At 54.5% G+C, this 13,138-nt stretch carries 19 protein-coding genes and 3 tRNA genes; 10 read left to right on the forward strand and 12 right to left on the reverse strand.

Annotated elements, in window-relative coordinates:
• Positions 1-30: 30 nt before the first annotated feature.
• The gene (locus LUQ43_RS08260; RefSeq protein WP_299966172.1) at positions 31-516 is read right to left on the reverse strand and encodes a hypothetical protein; all 486 of its coding nucleotides are present in this window, start codon (positions 514-516) and stop codon (positions 31-33) included.
• A 189-nt stretch (positions 517-705) separates the two neighbouring features.
• Between LUQ43_RS08260 and LUQ43_RS08265 the strand changes: the two genes are divergently transcribed.
• A complete protein-coding gene (locus tag LUQ43_RS08265; protein WP_299966175.1) occupies positions 706-1,314 on the forward strand; it encodes an RDD family protein in 609 nt (202 codons plus the stop codon).
• A gap of 92 nt (positions 1,315-1,406) precedes the next feature.
• Here LUQ43_RS08265 and LUQ43_RS08270 read toward each other — a convergent pair whose 3' ends face one another.
• From LUQ43_RS08270 to LUQ43_RS08285, 4 genes are all read right to left on the reverse strand, one after another.
• On the reverse strand, positions 1,407-1,661 hold the full coding sequence (locus tag LUQ43_RS08270; RefSeq protein WP_299966177.1) for a SemiSWEET transporter: 255 nt from the start codon (positions 1,659-1,661) through the stop codon (positions 1,407-1,409).
• 60 nt (positions 1,662-1,721) lie between these two features.
• The gene (locus tag LUQ43_RS08275; protein ID WP_299966179.1) at positions 1,722-2,129 is read right to left on the reverse strand and encodes a nuclear transport factor 2 family protein; all 408 of its coding nucleotides are present in this window, start codon (positions 2,127-2,129) and stop codon (positions 1,722-1,724) included.
• Positions 2,130-2,240: 111 nt separating this feature from the next.
• Positions 2,241-3,047 carry a methyltransferase domain-containing protein gene (locus LUQ43_RS08280; RefSeq protein ID WP_299966182.1) on the reverse strand — a complete coding sequence of 269 codons (807 nt, stop codon included), beginning with the start codon at positions 3,045-3,047 and terminating at the stop codon, positions 2,241-2,243.
• 152 nt (positions 3,048-3,199) lie between these two features.
• Positions 3,200-3,273, reverse strand: a tRNA-His gene (locus LUQ43_RS08285).
• Between the two features lie 266 nt (positions 3,274-3,539).
• On the opposite strand from LUQ43_RS08285, the gene infB reads away from it, so the two are divergent.
• Together infB and LUQ43_RS08295 are read left to right on the forward strand one after the other, a co-directional pair.
• Positions 3,540-5,318: a translation initiation factor IF-2 gene (gene infB, locus LUQ43_RS08290; RefSeq protein WP_299966184.1), complete on the forward strand. Its 1,779-nt coding sequence runs from the start codon at positions 3,540-3,542 to the stop codon at positions 5,316-5,318.
• Between the two features lie 153 nt (positions 5,319-5,471).
• Positions 5,472-5,912 (forward strand): 30S ribosomal protein S6e, encoded by a 441-nt coding sequence (locus LUQ43_RS08295; protein WP_299966186.1) that lies wholly within the window; start codon positions 5,472-5,474, stop codon positions 5,910-5,912.
• 172 nt (positions 5,913-6,084) lie between these two features.
• Here the strand turns inward: LUQ43_RS08295 and LUQ43_RS08300 are convergent, their stop codons facing one another.
• The 5 genes from LUQ43_RS08300 to hypB all read right to left on the reverse strand — a co-directional run bounded on the left by LUQ43_RS08300 (position 6,085) and on the right by hypB (position 8,813).
• Positions 6,085-6,588, reverse strand: a complete 504-nt coding sequence (locus LUQ43_RS08300) for a hypothetical protein (RefSeq protein WP_299966189.1) — start codon at positions 6,586-6,588, stop codon at positions 6,085-6,087.
• 106 nt (positions 6,589-6,694) lie between these two features.
• On the reverse strand, positions 6,695-7,156 hold the full coding sequence (locus LUQ43_RS08305; RefSeq protein WP_299966191.1) for a DUF2240 family protein: 462 nt from the start codon (positions 7,154-7,156) through the stop codon (positions 6,695-6,697).
• A complete protein-coding gene (locus LUQ43_RS08310; RefSeq protein WP_299966194.1) occupies positions 7,153-7,575 on the reverse strand; it encodes a hypothetical protein in 423 nt (140 codons plus the stop codon). The genes LUQ43_RS08305 and LUQ43_RS08310 overlap by 4 nt, the downstream gene beginning before the upstream one ends.
• A 94-nt stretch (positions 7,576-7,669) precedes the next feature.
• Positions 7,670-8,047, reverse strand: a complete 378-nt coding sequence (locus LUQ43_RS08315) for a 30S ribosomal protein S8e (protein ID WP_299966196.1) — start codon at positions 8,045-8,047, stop codon at positions 7,670-7,672.
• 118 nt (positions 8,048-8,165) lie between these two features.
• Positions 8,166-8,813, reverse strand: a complete 648-nt coding sequence (gene hypB, locus LUQ43_RS08320) for a hydrogenase nickel incorporation protein HypB (protein ID WP_299966198.1) — start codon at positions 8,811-8,813, stop codon at positions 8,166-8,168.
• Between the two features lie 54 nt (positions 8,814-8,867).
• Here hypB and LUQ43_RS08325 point away from each other — a divergent pair, with 54 nt between their 5' ends.
• The 5 genes from LUQ43_RS08325 (at position 8,868) to LUQ43_RS08345 (ending at position 11,332) form a co-directional block, all read left to right on the forward strand.
• Positions 8,868-9,143 (forward strand): signal recognition particle subunit SRP19/SEC65 family protein, encoded by a 276-nt coding sequence (locus LUQ43_RS08325; protein WP_299966200.1) that lies wholly within the window; start codon positions 8,868-8,870, stop codon positions 9,141-9,143.
• Entirely contained in the window at positions 9,140-9,793 is a 654-nt protein-coding gene (locus LUQ43_RS08330) for a histidinol phosphate phosphatase domain-containing protein (RefSeq protein WP_299966201.1), read from the forward strand. Before LUQ43_RS08325 ends, LUQ43_RS08330 begins: the two co-directional genes overlap by 4 nt.
• A 101-nt stretch (positions 9,794-9,894) precedes the next feature.
• On the forward strand, positions 9,895-10,119 hold the full coding sequence (locus LUQ43_RS08335; RefSeq protein ID WP_299966202.1) for a Gar1/Naf1 family protein: 225 nt from the start codon (positions 9,895-9,897) through the stop codon (positions 10,117-10,119).
• Positions 10,120-10,183: 64 nt separating this feature from the next.
• Positions 10,184-11,188, forward strand: a complete 1,005-nt coding sequence (locus tag LUQ43_RS08340) for a transcription initiation factor IIB (protein ID WP_299966204.1) — start codon at positions 10,184-10,186, stop codon at positions 11,186-11,188.
• Between the two features lie 72 nt (positions 11,189-11,260).
• A tRNA-Ala gene (locus LUQ43_RS08345) sits at positions 11,261-11,332 on the forward strand.
• Between the two features lie 31 nt (positions 11,333-11,363).
• On the opposite strand, the gene LUQ43_RS08350 is transcribed toward LUQ43_RS08345, so the two are convergent.
• On the reverse strand, positions 11,364-11,549 hold the full coding sequence (locus LUQ43_RS08350; protein ID WP_299966206.1) for a hypothetical protein: 186 nt from the start codon (positions 11,547-11,549) through the stop codon (positions 11,364-11,366).
• Between the two features lie 198 nt (positions 11,550-11,747).
• Between LUQ43_RS08350 and LUQ43_RS08355 the strand changes: the two genes are divergently transcribed.
• Positions 11,748-11,819, forward strand: a tRNA-Ala gene (locus LUQ43_RS08355).
• A gap of 401 nt (positions 11,820-12,220) precedes the next feature.
• Positions 12,221-12,526, forward strand: a complete 306-nt coding sequence (locus tag LUQ43_RS08360) for a hypothetical protein (protein ID WP_299966209.1) — start codon at positions 12,221-12,223, stop codon at positions 12,524-12,526.
• Positions 12,527-12,632: 106 nt separating this feature from the next.
• On the opposite strand, the gene LUQ43_RS08365 is transcribed toward LUQ43_RS08360, so the two are convergent.
• Positions 12,633-13,076 (reverse strand): hypothetical protein, encoded by a 444-nt coding sequence (locus LUQ43_RS08365; RefSeq protein ID WP_299966211.1) that lies wholly within the window; start codon positions 13,074-13,076, stop codon positions 12,633-12,635.
• Positions 13,077-13,138 lie beyond the last annotated feature (62 nt).

The following is a 13,138-nucleotide window of genomic DNA, read 5'->3' on the forward strand; positions in this document are numbered from 1 at the left end:
GAATTAAAAAGGGAACGGGATTATGCCGGTTCAGTACGTGAGGGTAAGGAGTGGCTGGTCGAGCGTCTTGTAGGTCCTGCCCGCGCTCGTTACGAAGACTTCAACCCGGTCGCTGCCGCTGCCCCGCGTTCCCTGGACGATGAGTTCATCCCCGCGTCGGGGTCTCCTCTCGTTGTCGTTCAGGTATTTTTCGATGACCTCCCCGTTGGCAAGGGTCACTTTCAACAGGATATTCTGGACAAACGCCTCCCCCTTGCCACCATTGTAGAGAAGATGAATGGTAAAGTCGGGACGCTCCTTGCTCACCTGGAGGTCCACGTACTGCTCGGCCGGCAGCGTCTCTACCTGGACCGGGGTTGCGACAACTGCTGAAATAGTTGCGGTGGAAGAGACGGTGGTCTGGGGCAGGGAGGTTTCTACGGGATTGATCTCTGCCTGTGTCGGGCTCGTGCAGCCGGCAGCAAGCGCACAGAGCACGAGTCCTGCCAGGACTGCAGGAATCAGGGCATAGTTCATGCAGATTCCTTGCATGTACTCGTATTACAGATTTGTGCTCCACTGCGTACGCATATCTCCGCGCCGATATCTCTCCCTGAAACCCATAATAAAAACGATGCCTGAAGGAAAAACGCGTAAAATATCAGGAAAGAACAGTTAAATTAAAAAGGACACCCGGTTTAACTTTACGTATCAGGAGTACATTGAATGTTCTGTCCTAAATGTGGAAAAGAGACTGATGCCTCCGGCAAATTCTGCCAGTGGTGCGGGGCCGACATAGAGTCTGTCCAGTCGAGACCCGTGGCCGTTCCGGAAGAAGACGAGGGGCCTGAGGTCGGGGTTTATGCAGGTCTGGGCAGGAGGCTTATTGCATTCATTGTTGATATCATCCTCATTGTGCTGTTCGATCTGGTGCTTGCAGGAACCCTCGGTCTCTTCCGGGGATTCCAGAACCTGTATTTCTACGCGTTCCAGCATGTGCCGGCCTCTGAACTGACAACCGAGGGAACAACGGCTGCACTGATGAGTTCGATTGTTGCAGCGTATGGCCTCACACTCATCGTTGTCCCGTGGGTTTACTACGCGGGCTTTGAATCTTCCCGCAGCCAGGCAACTCCCGGCAAGGTTCTCATGAAACTCGTAGTCACGGATCTCGAAGGGAATAAAGCAACCTTTGCCCGGACCTCTCTCCGCTTTTTCTGGAAATACGTATCAACCCTGATCATCTTCATCGGCTTCATCATGATCGGGTTCACGAAGAAGCACCAGGGGCTTCACGACAAGCTCTCGGGATGCTATGTACTCCTTCAGGACTGAATAATCCAATCTTTTTTTCCGCTCGTCTTCCTTCAACTCTCTCCTGCAGATTACCTGCTCTGTCGCTGCACTTCGCTGTTATTCCCTCCTCATTACTTGTACCGGAACTTCAGGAACAGGAGGACGAGGATCAGGAGAAACGTGATCATGTTGGCGGCGATAACGGGCAGGGAGCTGACCCAGAATCCATAGACTGTCCAGAGCAGGACACCCACAGCAAAGAGCACGAGCATGGCAAGCGAGAGGTCCCGGGTCTCTTTCATCTTCCATGCCCTGGCCACCTGCGGTATGAACGAAATGGTGGTGAGGGTACCTGCGATATAGCCGACAATGAGGATGGTATCCATGATTGCTCTCCTTACCGGTTCTCTTTACGACCCATTATACTGGTTGCATCTCTCTCGTGTTCATACCGGAAACGGCTCGGGCGAGAACTGGTCTGCTGCAACAAGCCATTTCCGCCCTTCCTTCACCAGGAAGAACATATCCCTGCCGTGCATCACCTGTTTTTCAGCGCCCATGGCAAACGTGATCGAGAAGAGGTACGTAACCACGGCACATTTTCCGCCGGCATAGATCTGCACCGTGTGATCGGTCTCCTTCCATTCGTGGATAACGGTTGCTTCTGCAAAACTCCTCCAGCCGGCAACGTACGCCTCCCGTCCAAGAAGCCGGCCGGGGGTTGTCGGCACGATTGCCACCACATCCGGATGCAGATACGTCCGGAACTGTTCTTCATGCCACCCTGAGGTCCAGCACGCGTTCATCTCACGGATCATGGTCTCGATTTCGTGTTTCTTTACTGTATCGTCCATCATACTCTCCGGATCAACAGACACGGTGCGCAGGTAAAAAAGGACCGGGGCGCACAGTGCGAAAGTGTGAATAAAAAAAGGGAGCAGAACATCACGCAGGATGTTTCACGCTCACTTCCGGGCGGTTGCCTTGAAGAAGGTGTAACAGAAGACGCCGTCATCTCCGGCAGTGCGGTTGAGTGCGGCAATTCCCCGCTCCCATGCATCCCGGCTCATCAGTCCCTGCTCCAGAACTGCCGGCCCCACGCCTTCGACCATGGCCGTGAACGTCATTTTCGTAAACCCTTCTACCAGCGTCGGCCGGGATGCGTCCACGTACACCATCCGGGGCGATACACGGACATCCAGGTACCCGGCACTGCACAACAGCGGGTAGAGTTCGCGGCCGATGAGGGCATTGCCGCCCATCTTTTGCTGGAGTGTCACGAGGCATTGCACCGCCCGGCGTGCGTCTTCGTTCTCCGGGTGGAAGAATGCTGAACCGTGATCTCCCTCGATTACGGTGATGGTGCCTCCGTCTTTCAGGAGGGGTCGGAGCTGTTCGAGTGCCCGCTCTGGTTCTGCGAGATGTTCCAGCACGAAACAGAGGAAGATATGATCGAAACCGGCAGGTTCAAACGGAAGATGAAAGATATCCGCCTGCTGGAAGGTCACCGTCGTGATCCCATCATTTCGGATTGTTTCTTCTGCCTGTTTCAGGGAATCGGCCGAGATGTCGATTGATGTGAAGAGAGCATGCGGGCTGTTCTTTGCAAGGATCGCGGTCTGGGCGCCGATACCGCAGCCCACCTCCAGAACCCGCGAACCTGCCGGGTACCGGATGTCATCGTGAAGGAGATTCGTGAGGGTCTGCGCCTGGTCAGCTAACCGTTCAGACTCGCGGGGCGAGTAGCCGTGGACATACGTGTTTTCTGACATGGAATTGTGAGTGCTCCGTAACCGGGGATGCAGGGGAATCCTGCCCCGAGGTGCTGTACAAAGTTGAACTTAAATGTTCAAAAATGTACGCTATACAATGTGCAGAACCTGATTGAGAGTAAAAAGAGTAATGAATAATTCGTGCAAAACAAGGCCAGGGCCGAGATTTGAACCCGGGTCGAGGGATCCACAGCCCCTTAGGATAACCAGACTACCCTACCCTGGCAGATGTTCTTTTTACATTTGCACCGGACTCTCATTAATCTTCCGCGTACACCTGGCACCGGGACCGTATGTGCGGCGTGAAACGAACGGTGTTTTCGGTTGTGTCCATGAGGTGATTATTAATAGTGTCAGGCGTCCATTACATATCAGGTGGCTCTGAACTTTCTTTCCTGACGATGAGGCGCGCCGGCATGGGGGCGCGGGCACACAGGAGCAGGGGATTTTTACCCGGAACCAGAGCTTTGACGATACGGGGGTGGCAGGATTATGGCAGAGAACCCGAAGATCAGGACGCCGATTGTCTGCGTTATGGGGCATGTGGATCATGGCAAGACCTCCCTCCTCGACCGGATACGGGGTTCATCGGTCGTGAGTTCCGAGGCCGGCGCCATCACCCAGCACATCGGTGCAACCATCGTCCCTATCGAAGCGATACGGAAACTGAGCGGCTCGATGGAGAAAGTGCCGATCAATATCCCCGGCCTCCTTTTTATCGATACACCGGGTCACCATGCATTCACCACCCTCCGGGCCCGCGGCGGAGCGCTCGCGGACATGGCAATCCTCGTGGTTGACATCAACCAGGGATTCCAGCCCCAGACCATTGAGGCGCTCCAGATCCTCCGGAACTGCAAGACGCCGTTTGTGATTGCCGCGACCAAGATCGACCGCATCCACGGCTGGCGCGTCAACGAGAACGAATCTTTCCTCTCCTCGTTTGCGAAACAGAACGAACGCGTGCAGGGCGATGTCGAGAACAAGACCTACGAGATCGTGGGCAAACTCTCCGAGCTGGATTTCTCCGCGGACCGTTTCGACCGGGTAGCCGACTTCCAGCGCAACCTCGCCATCGTACCGGTGAGTGCCCATACCGGCGAGGGGATACCGGATCTCCTTCTCGTTATGATCGGTCTCGCCCAGCGGTACATGGGTGATGCGCTCAAACTCGCAGTGGAGGGGCCGGGCGCCGGGACGGTTCTCGAGGTCAAGGAAGAGCGGGGACTCGGGACCACGCTTGATGTGATCCTGTACGACGGCACGCTCGCGATTGGCGACGAGATTGCCGTGGCAACGCAAGGCGATGTCATCGTGACCAAAGTGCGGTCACTCTTAAAACCCCGGCCCATGAAGGAGATCCTTGTGGAAGACCGGTTCGAACGGGTGAAATCCGTTGCCGCTGCCGCGGGAATCAAGGTAACCGCTCCGAATCTCGAAGGTGTGATCGCCGGTTCCCCGTTCTTTGTGATCCGGGGAAACCGGGATGAGGTCGAGGCAAAGATCAAGAAAGAGATGACCGAGATCCACGTGAACCTTGCCGATGAAGGGATCGTGATCAAGGCCGATACGATCGGAGCCCTTGAAGCCCTCTGCAAGGAGCTTGAGTCAAAAGAGATCGGGGTGATGCGGGCGGAAGTCGGCCCGGTAAGCCGGCTCGATCTCGTGGAGACTGAGACTATCAAGAACCCGACGCACCGCGTGCTGCTCTCGTTCAACACGCCCATCCTCCCGGATGCCGCGGAGATGATCAAAGACCCCCTCTATACACTGGTCAAGGTCTTTGACGGGAAGGTCATTTACCAACTGATCGACCAGTATGTTGAATACCGGGACGAGCAGAAACGCCTGCAGGAGAAGCAGCGGTTCGAGCATGTCGTGATGCCGGCAAAGATCCGGCTCCTGCCGGACTGTGTCTTCCGCCAGAGCAACCCGGCTGTGGTCGGGGTGCGGGTGCTGGGCGGCAAGCTGCGCAGCGATGTGAACCTGATCAAACTGGACGGCAAGAAGGTTGGCCATCTCAAGGCTATGCAGCTCCGGCAGGAAACGATCCGCGAGGCTGACGCAGGGCTCGAGATTGCCATATCCATTGAAGGGGCAACCGTTGGCAGGCAGATCAGCGTCGGGGACGACCTGTACGTGGACATCCCTGAGCGCCATGTCAAGGTCCTGGAAAAAGAGATGATCAAGACCCTGAATGTCAGCACCCAGGAGATCCTTGCGGAGTACACCGCGATGCGGCGCAAAGGCGATCCCTTCTGGGGCAAGTAACCGTTTCCGGCCTGAAGGTGACGCGAGGGTTTAATAGCGTACCAGTAGAATAAAATGGGTACTTCTCGTGGGCAGGCGAATCTGCCAGCAGCCGGAGACGTGAAAAGCCCGGATCCCGGGTTTTTTAGGATAAAACAATAGGAAGAATCAGGTATGGTTGAGTTTAAAGTCGTTGTATCAGACCCCAAGACCGGTCGCGCCTATAATGTTGATGCCAGTGGCGGCGCCGCAGGTGCAATCGTGGGCAAGAGTATCGGTGACGAATTTGAAGCAGGCTCACTCGGGCTCGCGGGTTATAAGATCCAGATCACCGGCGCATCCGACCAGACCGGGATCACGGCAAAGAAAGGCCTTCCCGGTGCAGGGCGCAAGAAACTGCTCCTTGCCGGCGGGATTGGGTTCCACCCGACCATGGAGGGGGAGCGCCGCAGGAAGACGATCCGCGCAAGCGAGATCACCCAGGATTTCGTGCAGATCAATACCCGTGTCACGGTATACGGAGAGAAATCCTTAGATGAACTCTTCCCGAAAGTCGAGGGAGCCAAGAAGGAAGAGAAGAAGTCCGCACCCAAGGCACGGGTCGGCAAGAAATAACATAATCTCTTTTTCGCTTATTTCATTGCGCCTGCATACGTGTGCGGTTTTTCACCGTGGCTGTAACGGTGAAGATGCAGTCATTGCGACATCGTCCATCACATTACTTGGATAATGTATAGTGTTTTTATCCGGATAATCTGGAAAACACCGGAAAAACAGTAAAAAAGGATCACGGATATTTGATATTGACAATACCATAGGCTGAACGGTTACTGGCGAACTTGACCGCTTTCCCGTCCTGCCATATCTGGACGGTCAGGTCATGGCTCTTGGAACTGTCCCCTTTCTGGAACTTTGCAGAGATCGTACCGGTTGCATTTTCAACGGTGTAGAGCCGGTTCCCGGAATTCTGCACTTTTTCCAGTACGCCATTGGCCCCGTATGTCCCGGTGAAACTGCCCAGGTAATCCACCTCAACATAGGTCCCGGAGGCAGGAACCGATACCGTGGGTGTCACTTTCACGGTAATTGATGCAACACCCGTGTTTTTCAGCAGGGTTGTCTTCGGGGCAACACTGCTGCTGCCAGGGGATGCGGACCCGGATGAATCTCCCAATCCCCCGCCCAGGAAAAATACCGCTGCGATAATCACTACTGCAATAACCCCGATGACTGCCGCAATGGTGACCCATGGCATATCACTGAAATCCCGTCGTCTTCTCCCGTGTCTCATAGTATCTCTCCTGATCTGCGTTATGGTACATAATGAATAATTTAAGGAAATACCTTTGGTATGGCTTCCCTCTAAAACCCGTGTGCAGTACCTGTACTATGGTATTTTACGCCTTCTTCAGCGCCTGCCGGAGCGAATCGCGCAGATCCGCGAATGGAACCTGGTATTTTTTTGCAAGGATCACCAGTGCTGCTGCAGGAAGGAGGTTTGTGTCAAACGCTTCTTTTATGACCTTGTTCATGTCCGCGACAATCTCGGTCTCATCAGCGTTCCGGGCCTTCGCGATACGGGTGATGAGCTCCTGCGTTGGATCGTTTCGCTCAAAGATCGCGGATGTCGGTTTGAACCCGAGGGGGATGGTCACTCCCTCCATATCAAAAAGGGGGGCGTATATGCCGTTCTCCTGCCGTATCAGGCCATCGTCCTCTGCCCTCTTCAGGATCTGGTTTGCCTGCTCGGTGCTCATCCATTTCCGGTCGAGCGCGTAATAGTAGACCAGCTCGTTCTTCCGCATGCCGGTCTTCCGGGTATGCTTGAATGGGGCGGCGATGGTTGTACGGAGTGTCACTTCGGGGCACCAAGCAGGATGTTTTTCATGTCAAGTGCATCCAGCCCTTCCCCGCGGCCTTCCTTGGCAATATCGATATCCGTGCGTGAGACCTGGTCGCTTAAGCGGAGGTAAAAAATATCATTGGCGATCGGGACCTTCCCACCGCCCCGCAGCGCAAGCGCAAGCACGGAGACCCTGAGGTCGACGGCTTCCGTGATGACACCCGGCCGGAGGGCGTCCGGCGTGATCTCACCGAACGTGGCGCGGTCAACCGCAATCTCCACTTTGGTCTTGACCTTGACCAGTTCCTTGCCGGTGGTTTTTGTTGATTCCTCGCTGTCCAGGTCTGCAATATATTTCAGGGTCTCGTTGAATGGCATCCCCATGGCAAACGAGAGATCCACCCGCTGGGGGAAACGATAATAGATCCTTCGCATGAGTACAGCATTGAACATCTGAAAGAAAAAAGATTGCTGAAGACGGTACCGTAAGACCGTCGCAATGATAAGAAAAGAAGATATGGGATATTGGTTATTCGAGTAACAGCGCGTTGATGACGCCGTCCTGGCCGGGGCGGCTGGTGATCCGTGCGGATCCCAGTTCGGTCTTGATGACTGCACCCTTGTTGAGCAGGTTCCGCCGGACATAGTTCGGGTTTGCCGTGTTCTTCTCAACGGTCTCGATCTTGACCCTCTTGGTCTCGCCGTTCTTCGGGTTGGTCACATTGGCCAGGTTTGCACGCAGCGCAATGACGATATGATTGCCCCCGTATGTCCGGGCGACCCGCGTCCTGTTCTCACCGAGATGGGTCTCTGCGGGTGCACCGCCGATGTCTGCTCTCCTCTTCATCGCTGCCGGGCGGCGCCTGCCACCGGTTACCTTCCGAACTGATTCTTTCTGCCACTGCATGGTGTCACTCTCTGGTATTCTACTCCGGGAATCCTGCCCAAAGATGGTGCTCTATATATTCCTTTCAGAGATATTTATAGTACTTCTTTGGCCCTGAACGGCCGGTTGCCTGGCCGATTCAGGCAAGGATGGATTCGAGGAGCGCTGCCACGCCGTCACCCGTCTTCAGGTTGGTCCGGAAGACCGGCATGCCCGGGTTGTAGCGCCTGATATCTGCCTGCATCCGGTCCAGGTTCGCGCCAACGAACGGGGCAAGGTCAACCTTGTTGATGACCCCGATCGTACAGTCGCGGAACATCATCGGGTGCTTGTTCACCACATCGTCCCCTTCCGTTGAACTGATGACGACAATCCGCTTCTCTGCCCCGAGTTTGAAATCCGTGGGACAGACCATATTGCCGACGTTCTCAATGAAGAGGATATCGATCTTGTCAAGCGGGAGGTGATCGATCGCGTGTTCTACCAGGTGGGCATCGAGATGGCATTCCTTGCCCGTGTTGGCATTGTAGGCCGGGATTCCGGTGGCCACGATCCGCTTGAAATCATCGTCACCGTACACGTCGCCTGCAATTGCACCGGCCTTGAGCCCTTTCTTCTCGAGCAGGGGTACGAGCCGCTCGATCAGGGCGGTCTTTCCCGAGCCGATCGCCCCCAGCAGGTCGAACGCCCGCACCCCGTGGGCCTTCAGGTGCTGTGCATTGTGGTTGGCGAGGGAGTTGTTGGCGTCGTAGACATCCTTCTCCAGCCTGACGTCGATATGATGCATGGTAAATGGTGGGAGCGTGCAGTGTTTATACCTTGACCCACAAACGATCAGACAATGGCAGCTGGTGAGTGCATTATATACCCCTGCTACTTCAATGTCGCATATTCGCGTGCAGAAGGGCGGCGGGTCCCGCGCAGTCTCGGGGTGAAAGGGCCGGTACTGACGGATCTCGAACGTGCCCTGAAGCGTTCGGGCATCGCGTACCGCGTGGAAGATCACCACCACCCGGCCCACTGGACCCGGCGCGAAGGCCGTATTATTGCCGAATGGACAGAGAGCAAGGAGATCCTGATCAGGAAGATTGCCCAGAAACTGGAGGTCCGTAAATGAGCGGGATGTACGATCTTCACACCCACACGATCCTCTCGGACGGCGAGATGCTCCCCATCGAGCTCATCCGGAGGATGGCAGTGACCGGGTATACCACCGTGGCGATCACCGATCACGTGGATCTCTCCAATGCAGAGTCCGTGCTCGCCACGCTGGATCTGGTCCGGGATTCCGCAGCACTCTTTGGCGTACGCCTGCTCTGTGGTGTGGAGATCACCCACGTGCCCCCGACCCAGATCGCATCACTCGCAAAAGCGTCAAAAGCTGCAGGTGCGGATATCGTTGTCGTCCATGGAGAGACACCGGTCGAGCCGGTGGCCGAAGGCACCAATCATGCCGCGTGCACATGCAAATACGTGAATGTTCTCGGCCACCCGGGGCTCATCACCTTAAAGGATGCAAAGGCTGCGGCAAAGAACGGCATTGCCCTTGAGCTCACCTCCCGGGGGGGGCATAACCGGACCAACGGCCATGTTGCACAGGTTGCGCAGGAAGCCGGGTGCCAGCTGGTCGTTGACTCTGATGCGCATGCACCTCACGATATCCTTGACGAACGGGCGAAATTTATCATTGCCAAAGGGGCCGGACTGACCGATGCGGAGTGCAAACGGGTGCTATCTTTAAATATCGACCAATTCCTGGGTTTCTGAATTTTCATATTTATACTTTCATGCAATGTTTAAATAGCGTGCCGTCACACATATATAGATTACTAAAAAATTCCAGAATTATTGTATCCTTGAGGTTACTCGTGAAAGTTGTTGGTCGAGCGATGAGCACCGTTGGCAGCCGGATGCTCATTATCCAGTGCGATGCCGCCCAGCTCCCGCCTCTCTACAGCGAGGTTTCCGATCGCCATATGAAACCGGTCGGGAAGATACTGGATCTCTTCGGGAACGTGAAGGCTCCGTATGCCGCCGTTCTCTGCCGGGATAAGTGCACTGTCCAGCCCAATGAAAAACTCTTCACAAAGTAACATCCCACAGATGCAGGCCCCGTAATCAGAAAGCAAAATCCAATCTCAGAACAGGTGAATGTGGATGCAGGAAATTGAAAAATTAAAGGTTCTCCAGTCTGAGCGTGAAGCGCTCAAGTCCCGCACGAAGCAGAAAGAGCAGGAGAAAAAAGCCGAGAACCATACCGAAACCGTCTGCCCGGAGTGTGGCGGCAGGCAGTTAGTCCATGACTACGAGCGGGCAGAACTGGTCTGCCAGAGCTGTGGTCTCGTCATTGACGATGATTTCATTGACCGCGGCCCGGAGTGGCGTGCGTTTGACCATGACCAGCGGATGAAGCGCTCCCGTGTCGGCGCCCCGATGACCTTCACGATCCACGACAAGGGTCTCTCAACCATGATTGACTGGCGCAACCGGGACTCCTACGGCAGGGCCATCTCCTCCAAGAACCGTGCCCAGCTCTACCGTCTCCGCAAGTGGCAGCGCCGGATCCGTGTCAGCAATGCAACGGAACGCAACCTTGCATTTGCATTATCAGAACTGGACCGGATGGCGTCCGCTCTTGGTCTCCCGCGGAACGTGCGTGAGACTGCAGCGGTCGTGTACCGTGATGCCGTGGACAAGAACCTGATCCGCGGCCGGAGCATTGAAGGTGTTGCAGCAGCAGCGCTCTATGCAGCCTGCCGGCAGTGCAGTGTTCCGCGGACACTGGACGAGATCGCAGAAGTATCCCGTGTGTCTAGGAAAGAGATTGGCAGGACCTACCGGTTCATCTCCCGGGAACTGGGCCTGAAGCTCCTCCCGACATCGCCCATAGACTACGTGCCCCGGTTCTGCTCGGGTCTCACCCTCAAGGGCGAGGTGCAGAGCCGTGCCGTAGAAATTCTCCGGCAGGCTGGAGAGCGCGAACTGACCAGCGGCCGGGGTCCGACCGGTGTTGCAGCCGCCGCCATCTACATCTCCTCCATCCTTGGCGGGGAGCGGCGCACGCAGCGTGAAGTGGCAGAGGTTGCCGGTGTGACTGAAGTCACCATACGGAACCGGTACAAGGAACTGGCGGAGAAACTGGATATCGAAATTATCCTGTAACTTTTTTTGTCCCGTACCCGGGACGCCAACAACTATATTCCACCCGGCTCAAATCATATAGAACACAGCAGCGGGCTCGTAGATCAGGGGTAGATCGCTACGTTCGCAACGTAGAGGCCGCGGGTTCAAATCCCGCCGGGTCCATGCATTTTTTTAAAAAAGAGATTTCTGATGGTTACTTTTTCTGCAGAAGTGTCTGCACTTCGCTCTCCAGCGTTGACTTCATCTTCTCAATAGCCTCGTTGAGATCGTTCGTTGTCGTGATCATGAACGAGTTGTCGCTCTTGGGATCATGGTAGTTGACGATATATTCGATCTGTCCGTCTTTTGCCTTCTTGGGTTCGATGATCAGTTTTGCCATGAAAACTCCCTCCCGGATTGCATATCCCGAGTAGTATTCCGGTATCTCACCCGGCTCACAAAATTGTTTTGCTTTCTGGGTAAATCCTGCCGCGCCCCTGGATGAAACCGGGACCGCGTGACTGGAAATACCCGGAAGGATCAGTAACAACTATATGGAATCCGCAGAAAAATAGTATGCCGCAAGCATAGATGCAGCGGGCTCGTAGATCAGGGGTAGATCGCTACGTTTGCAACGTAGAGGCCACGGGTTCAAATCCCGTCGAGTCCATCTCTTGTTTTCTTGATTTTTTCCAGGACCGTGAGGTCTTTTCAGGATCGAAAAGCGAGTCCATGATTCCTGACATGCATTCTCTCTTACTAAAAAATGTCATACCCTCCATAAATCCGAAAACTATGTCATGGACTGGGGTTATGACTCCGAAAAAATGCACCGGTTTATCCGTGACATTCACAACTCAGATTCGGAGCCGATCTGAAATTACAGACATTCCCGATCCAGAAGACGGAAATCTCTTGCAGGATCATTCTCGCTGACTTTGACAGGGTTATACAATTTGTTTGAAGTAAGGTTTTCTTTCGAGTAACATTTTTCAATCAAGGTCCGGCAAAAAAATTTCAACCAGGGTTTGATAGATCCGGAAACGGTTTTCGATCGCGATCGGGATCGCGATGAAAATTTTCAAATCAAAGCTTGATGAAAAAAATTTCATCAGGGTCTGCCTGAAATTTTTAATCAAGGTCTGGTTGCAAAAAGTTAAACAGATCTGTCTCAATCCGGGCAGGGTATCTACGACGGCAATCAGATCGAGACGGCAGTTTTTCAATCAAGGTCCGGTTGAAATTTTTTCAGCAGGGTCTGCAAAAAATATTTTCATCAAGGTCTGGTTGAAAAATAAAAATCAAACCCTGATGGATCTGCGAATGGTTTTCAATCGCGATCGGGATCGCGATGAAAATTTTCAAATCAGGGTTTGATGGAAGATGTATACCAGCAGTATGACTGCCCGGGGATCAACCGGGCCCAGGACGGTGGCGATCAAATCTGCAGAATCGGGTTTTCAGCAGAGCAATTGTTTTAAAATCAGTCAACCCAGTCAAGCAGGTGACTGCTCTTGTCCTGCTCTTCGTGCTGGATCAGTTTCCGCTTGACTTTCTTCACCGCTTCCGTTGCCGGTGACGGCGGTGTATCATACTGCCCAAGGTCCATGTAATCATGGGTCAGCCAGTCGTCCCCGCTGCTGATCTCATGCACCAGTTTCGGTTCCGTGTTCTCCCGTGCAGGAGTGGGTTCGGATTCGTCATGGAGCGGGTATGCAGGGACAGGTTGTTCCAGAGAAACGGGAGCCTGCGGCACGAACTCTGAGGGTGATGGGACGGCCGCAAGCACCGGGGGAACCGGGGCGACCGGCCGCGACGGGGCCGGCTGGCTGTCCGAACGGAAGATGAGGAAATCCACAAAATCCTCCACCTCCCGGCGCTGCTCTGGAGTGAGCCGGTCCAGCTTGTTCGGTAGTAAATCCATCATTCGAACCTCCCGGTCAATCAGTAACTACCATATCTTTTCCCGATTGTATTTAAGAGAAATGC

The sequence above is a fragment of the Methanoregula sp. genome (assembly GCF_028679125.1).
Classification (GTDB): domain Archaea; phylum Halobacteriota; class Methanomicrobia; order Methanomicrobiales; family Methanospirillaceae; genus Methanoregula.

Bases quoted from the DNA above. Each gene is read 5' to 3' on its own strand.
- LUQ43_RS08280 (WP_299966182.1), bottom strand. From the start codon at position 3,047: ATGTCAGAAAACACGTATGTCCACGGCTACTCGCCCCGCGAGTCTGAA.
- LUQ43_RS08330 (WP_299966201.1), top strand. From the start codon at position 9,140: ATGAGCGGGATGTACGATCTTCACACCCACACGATCCTCTCGGACGGC.
- LUQ43_RS08365 (WP_299966211.1), bottom strand. From the start codon at position 13,076: ATGATGGATTTACTACCGAACAAGCTGGACCGGCTCACTCCAGAGCAG.
- LUQ43_RS08340 (WP_299966204.1), top strand. From the start codon at position 10,184: ATGCAGGAAATTGAAAAATTAAAGGTTCTCCAGTCTGAGCGTGAAGCG.
- LUQ43_RS08315 (WP_299966196.1), bottom strand. From the start codon at position 8,047: ATGCAGTGGCAGAAAGAATCAGTTCGGAAGGTAACCGGTGGCAGGCGC.
- LUQ43_RS08350 (WP_299966206.1), bottom strand. From the start codon at position 11,549: ATGGCAAAACTGATCATCGAACCCAAGAAGGCAAAAGACGGACAGATC.
- LUQ43_RS08270 (WP_299966177.1), bottom strand. From the start codon at position 1,661: ATGGATACCATCCTCATTGTCGGCTATATCGCAGGTACCCTCACCACC.
- LUQ43_RS08310 (WP_299966194.1), bottom strand. From the start codon at position 7,575: ATGCGAAGGATCTATTATCGTTTCCCCCAGCGGGTGGATCTCTCGTTT.
- LUQ43_RS08325 (WP_299966200.1), top strand. From the start codon at position 8,868: ATGGCAGCTGGTGAGTGCATTATATACCCCTGCTACTTCAATGTCGCA.
- LUQ43_RS08360 (WP_299966209.1), top strand. From the start codon at position 12,221: ATGAAAATTTTCAAATCAAAGCTTGATGAAAAAAATTTCATCAGGGTC.
- LUQ43_RS08295 (WP_299966186.1), top strand. From the start codon at position 5,472: ATGGTTGAGTTTAAAGTCGTTGTATCAGACCCCAAGACCGGTCGCGCC.
- infB (WP_299966184.1), top strand. From the start codon at position 3,540: ATGGCAGAGAACCCGAAGATCAGGACGCCGATTGTCTGCGTTATGGGG.
- LUQ43_RS08260 (WP_299966172.1), bottom strand. From the start codon at position 516: ATGAACTATGCCCTGATTCCTGCAGTCCTGGCAGGACTCGTGCTCTGT.
- hypB (WP_299966198.1), bottom strand. From the start codon at position 8,813: ATGCATCATATCGACGTCAGGCTGGAGAAGGATGTCTACGACGCCAAC.
- LUQ43_RS08275 (WP_299966179.1), bottom strand. From the start codon at position 2,129: ATGGACGATACAGTAAAGAAACACGAAATCGAGACCATGATCCGTGAG.
- LUQ43_RS08300 (WP_299966189.1), bottom strand. From the start codon at position 6,588: ATGAGACACGGGAGAAGACGACGGGATTTCAGTGATATGCCATGGGTC.
- LUQ43_RS08265 (WP_299966175.1), top strand. From the start codon at position 706: ATGTTCTGTCCTAAATGTGGAAAAGAGACTGATGCCTCCGGCAAATTC.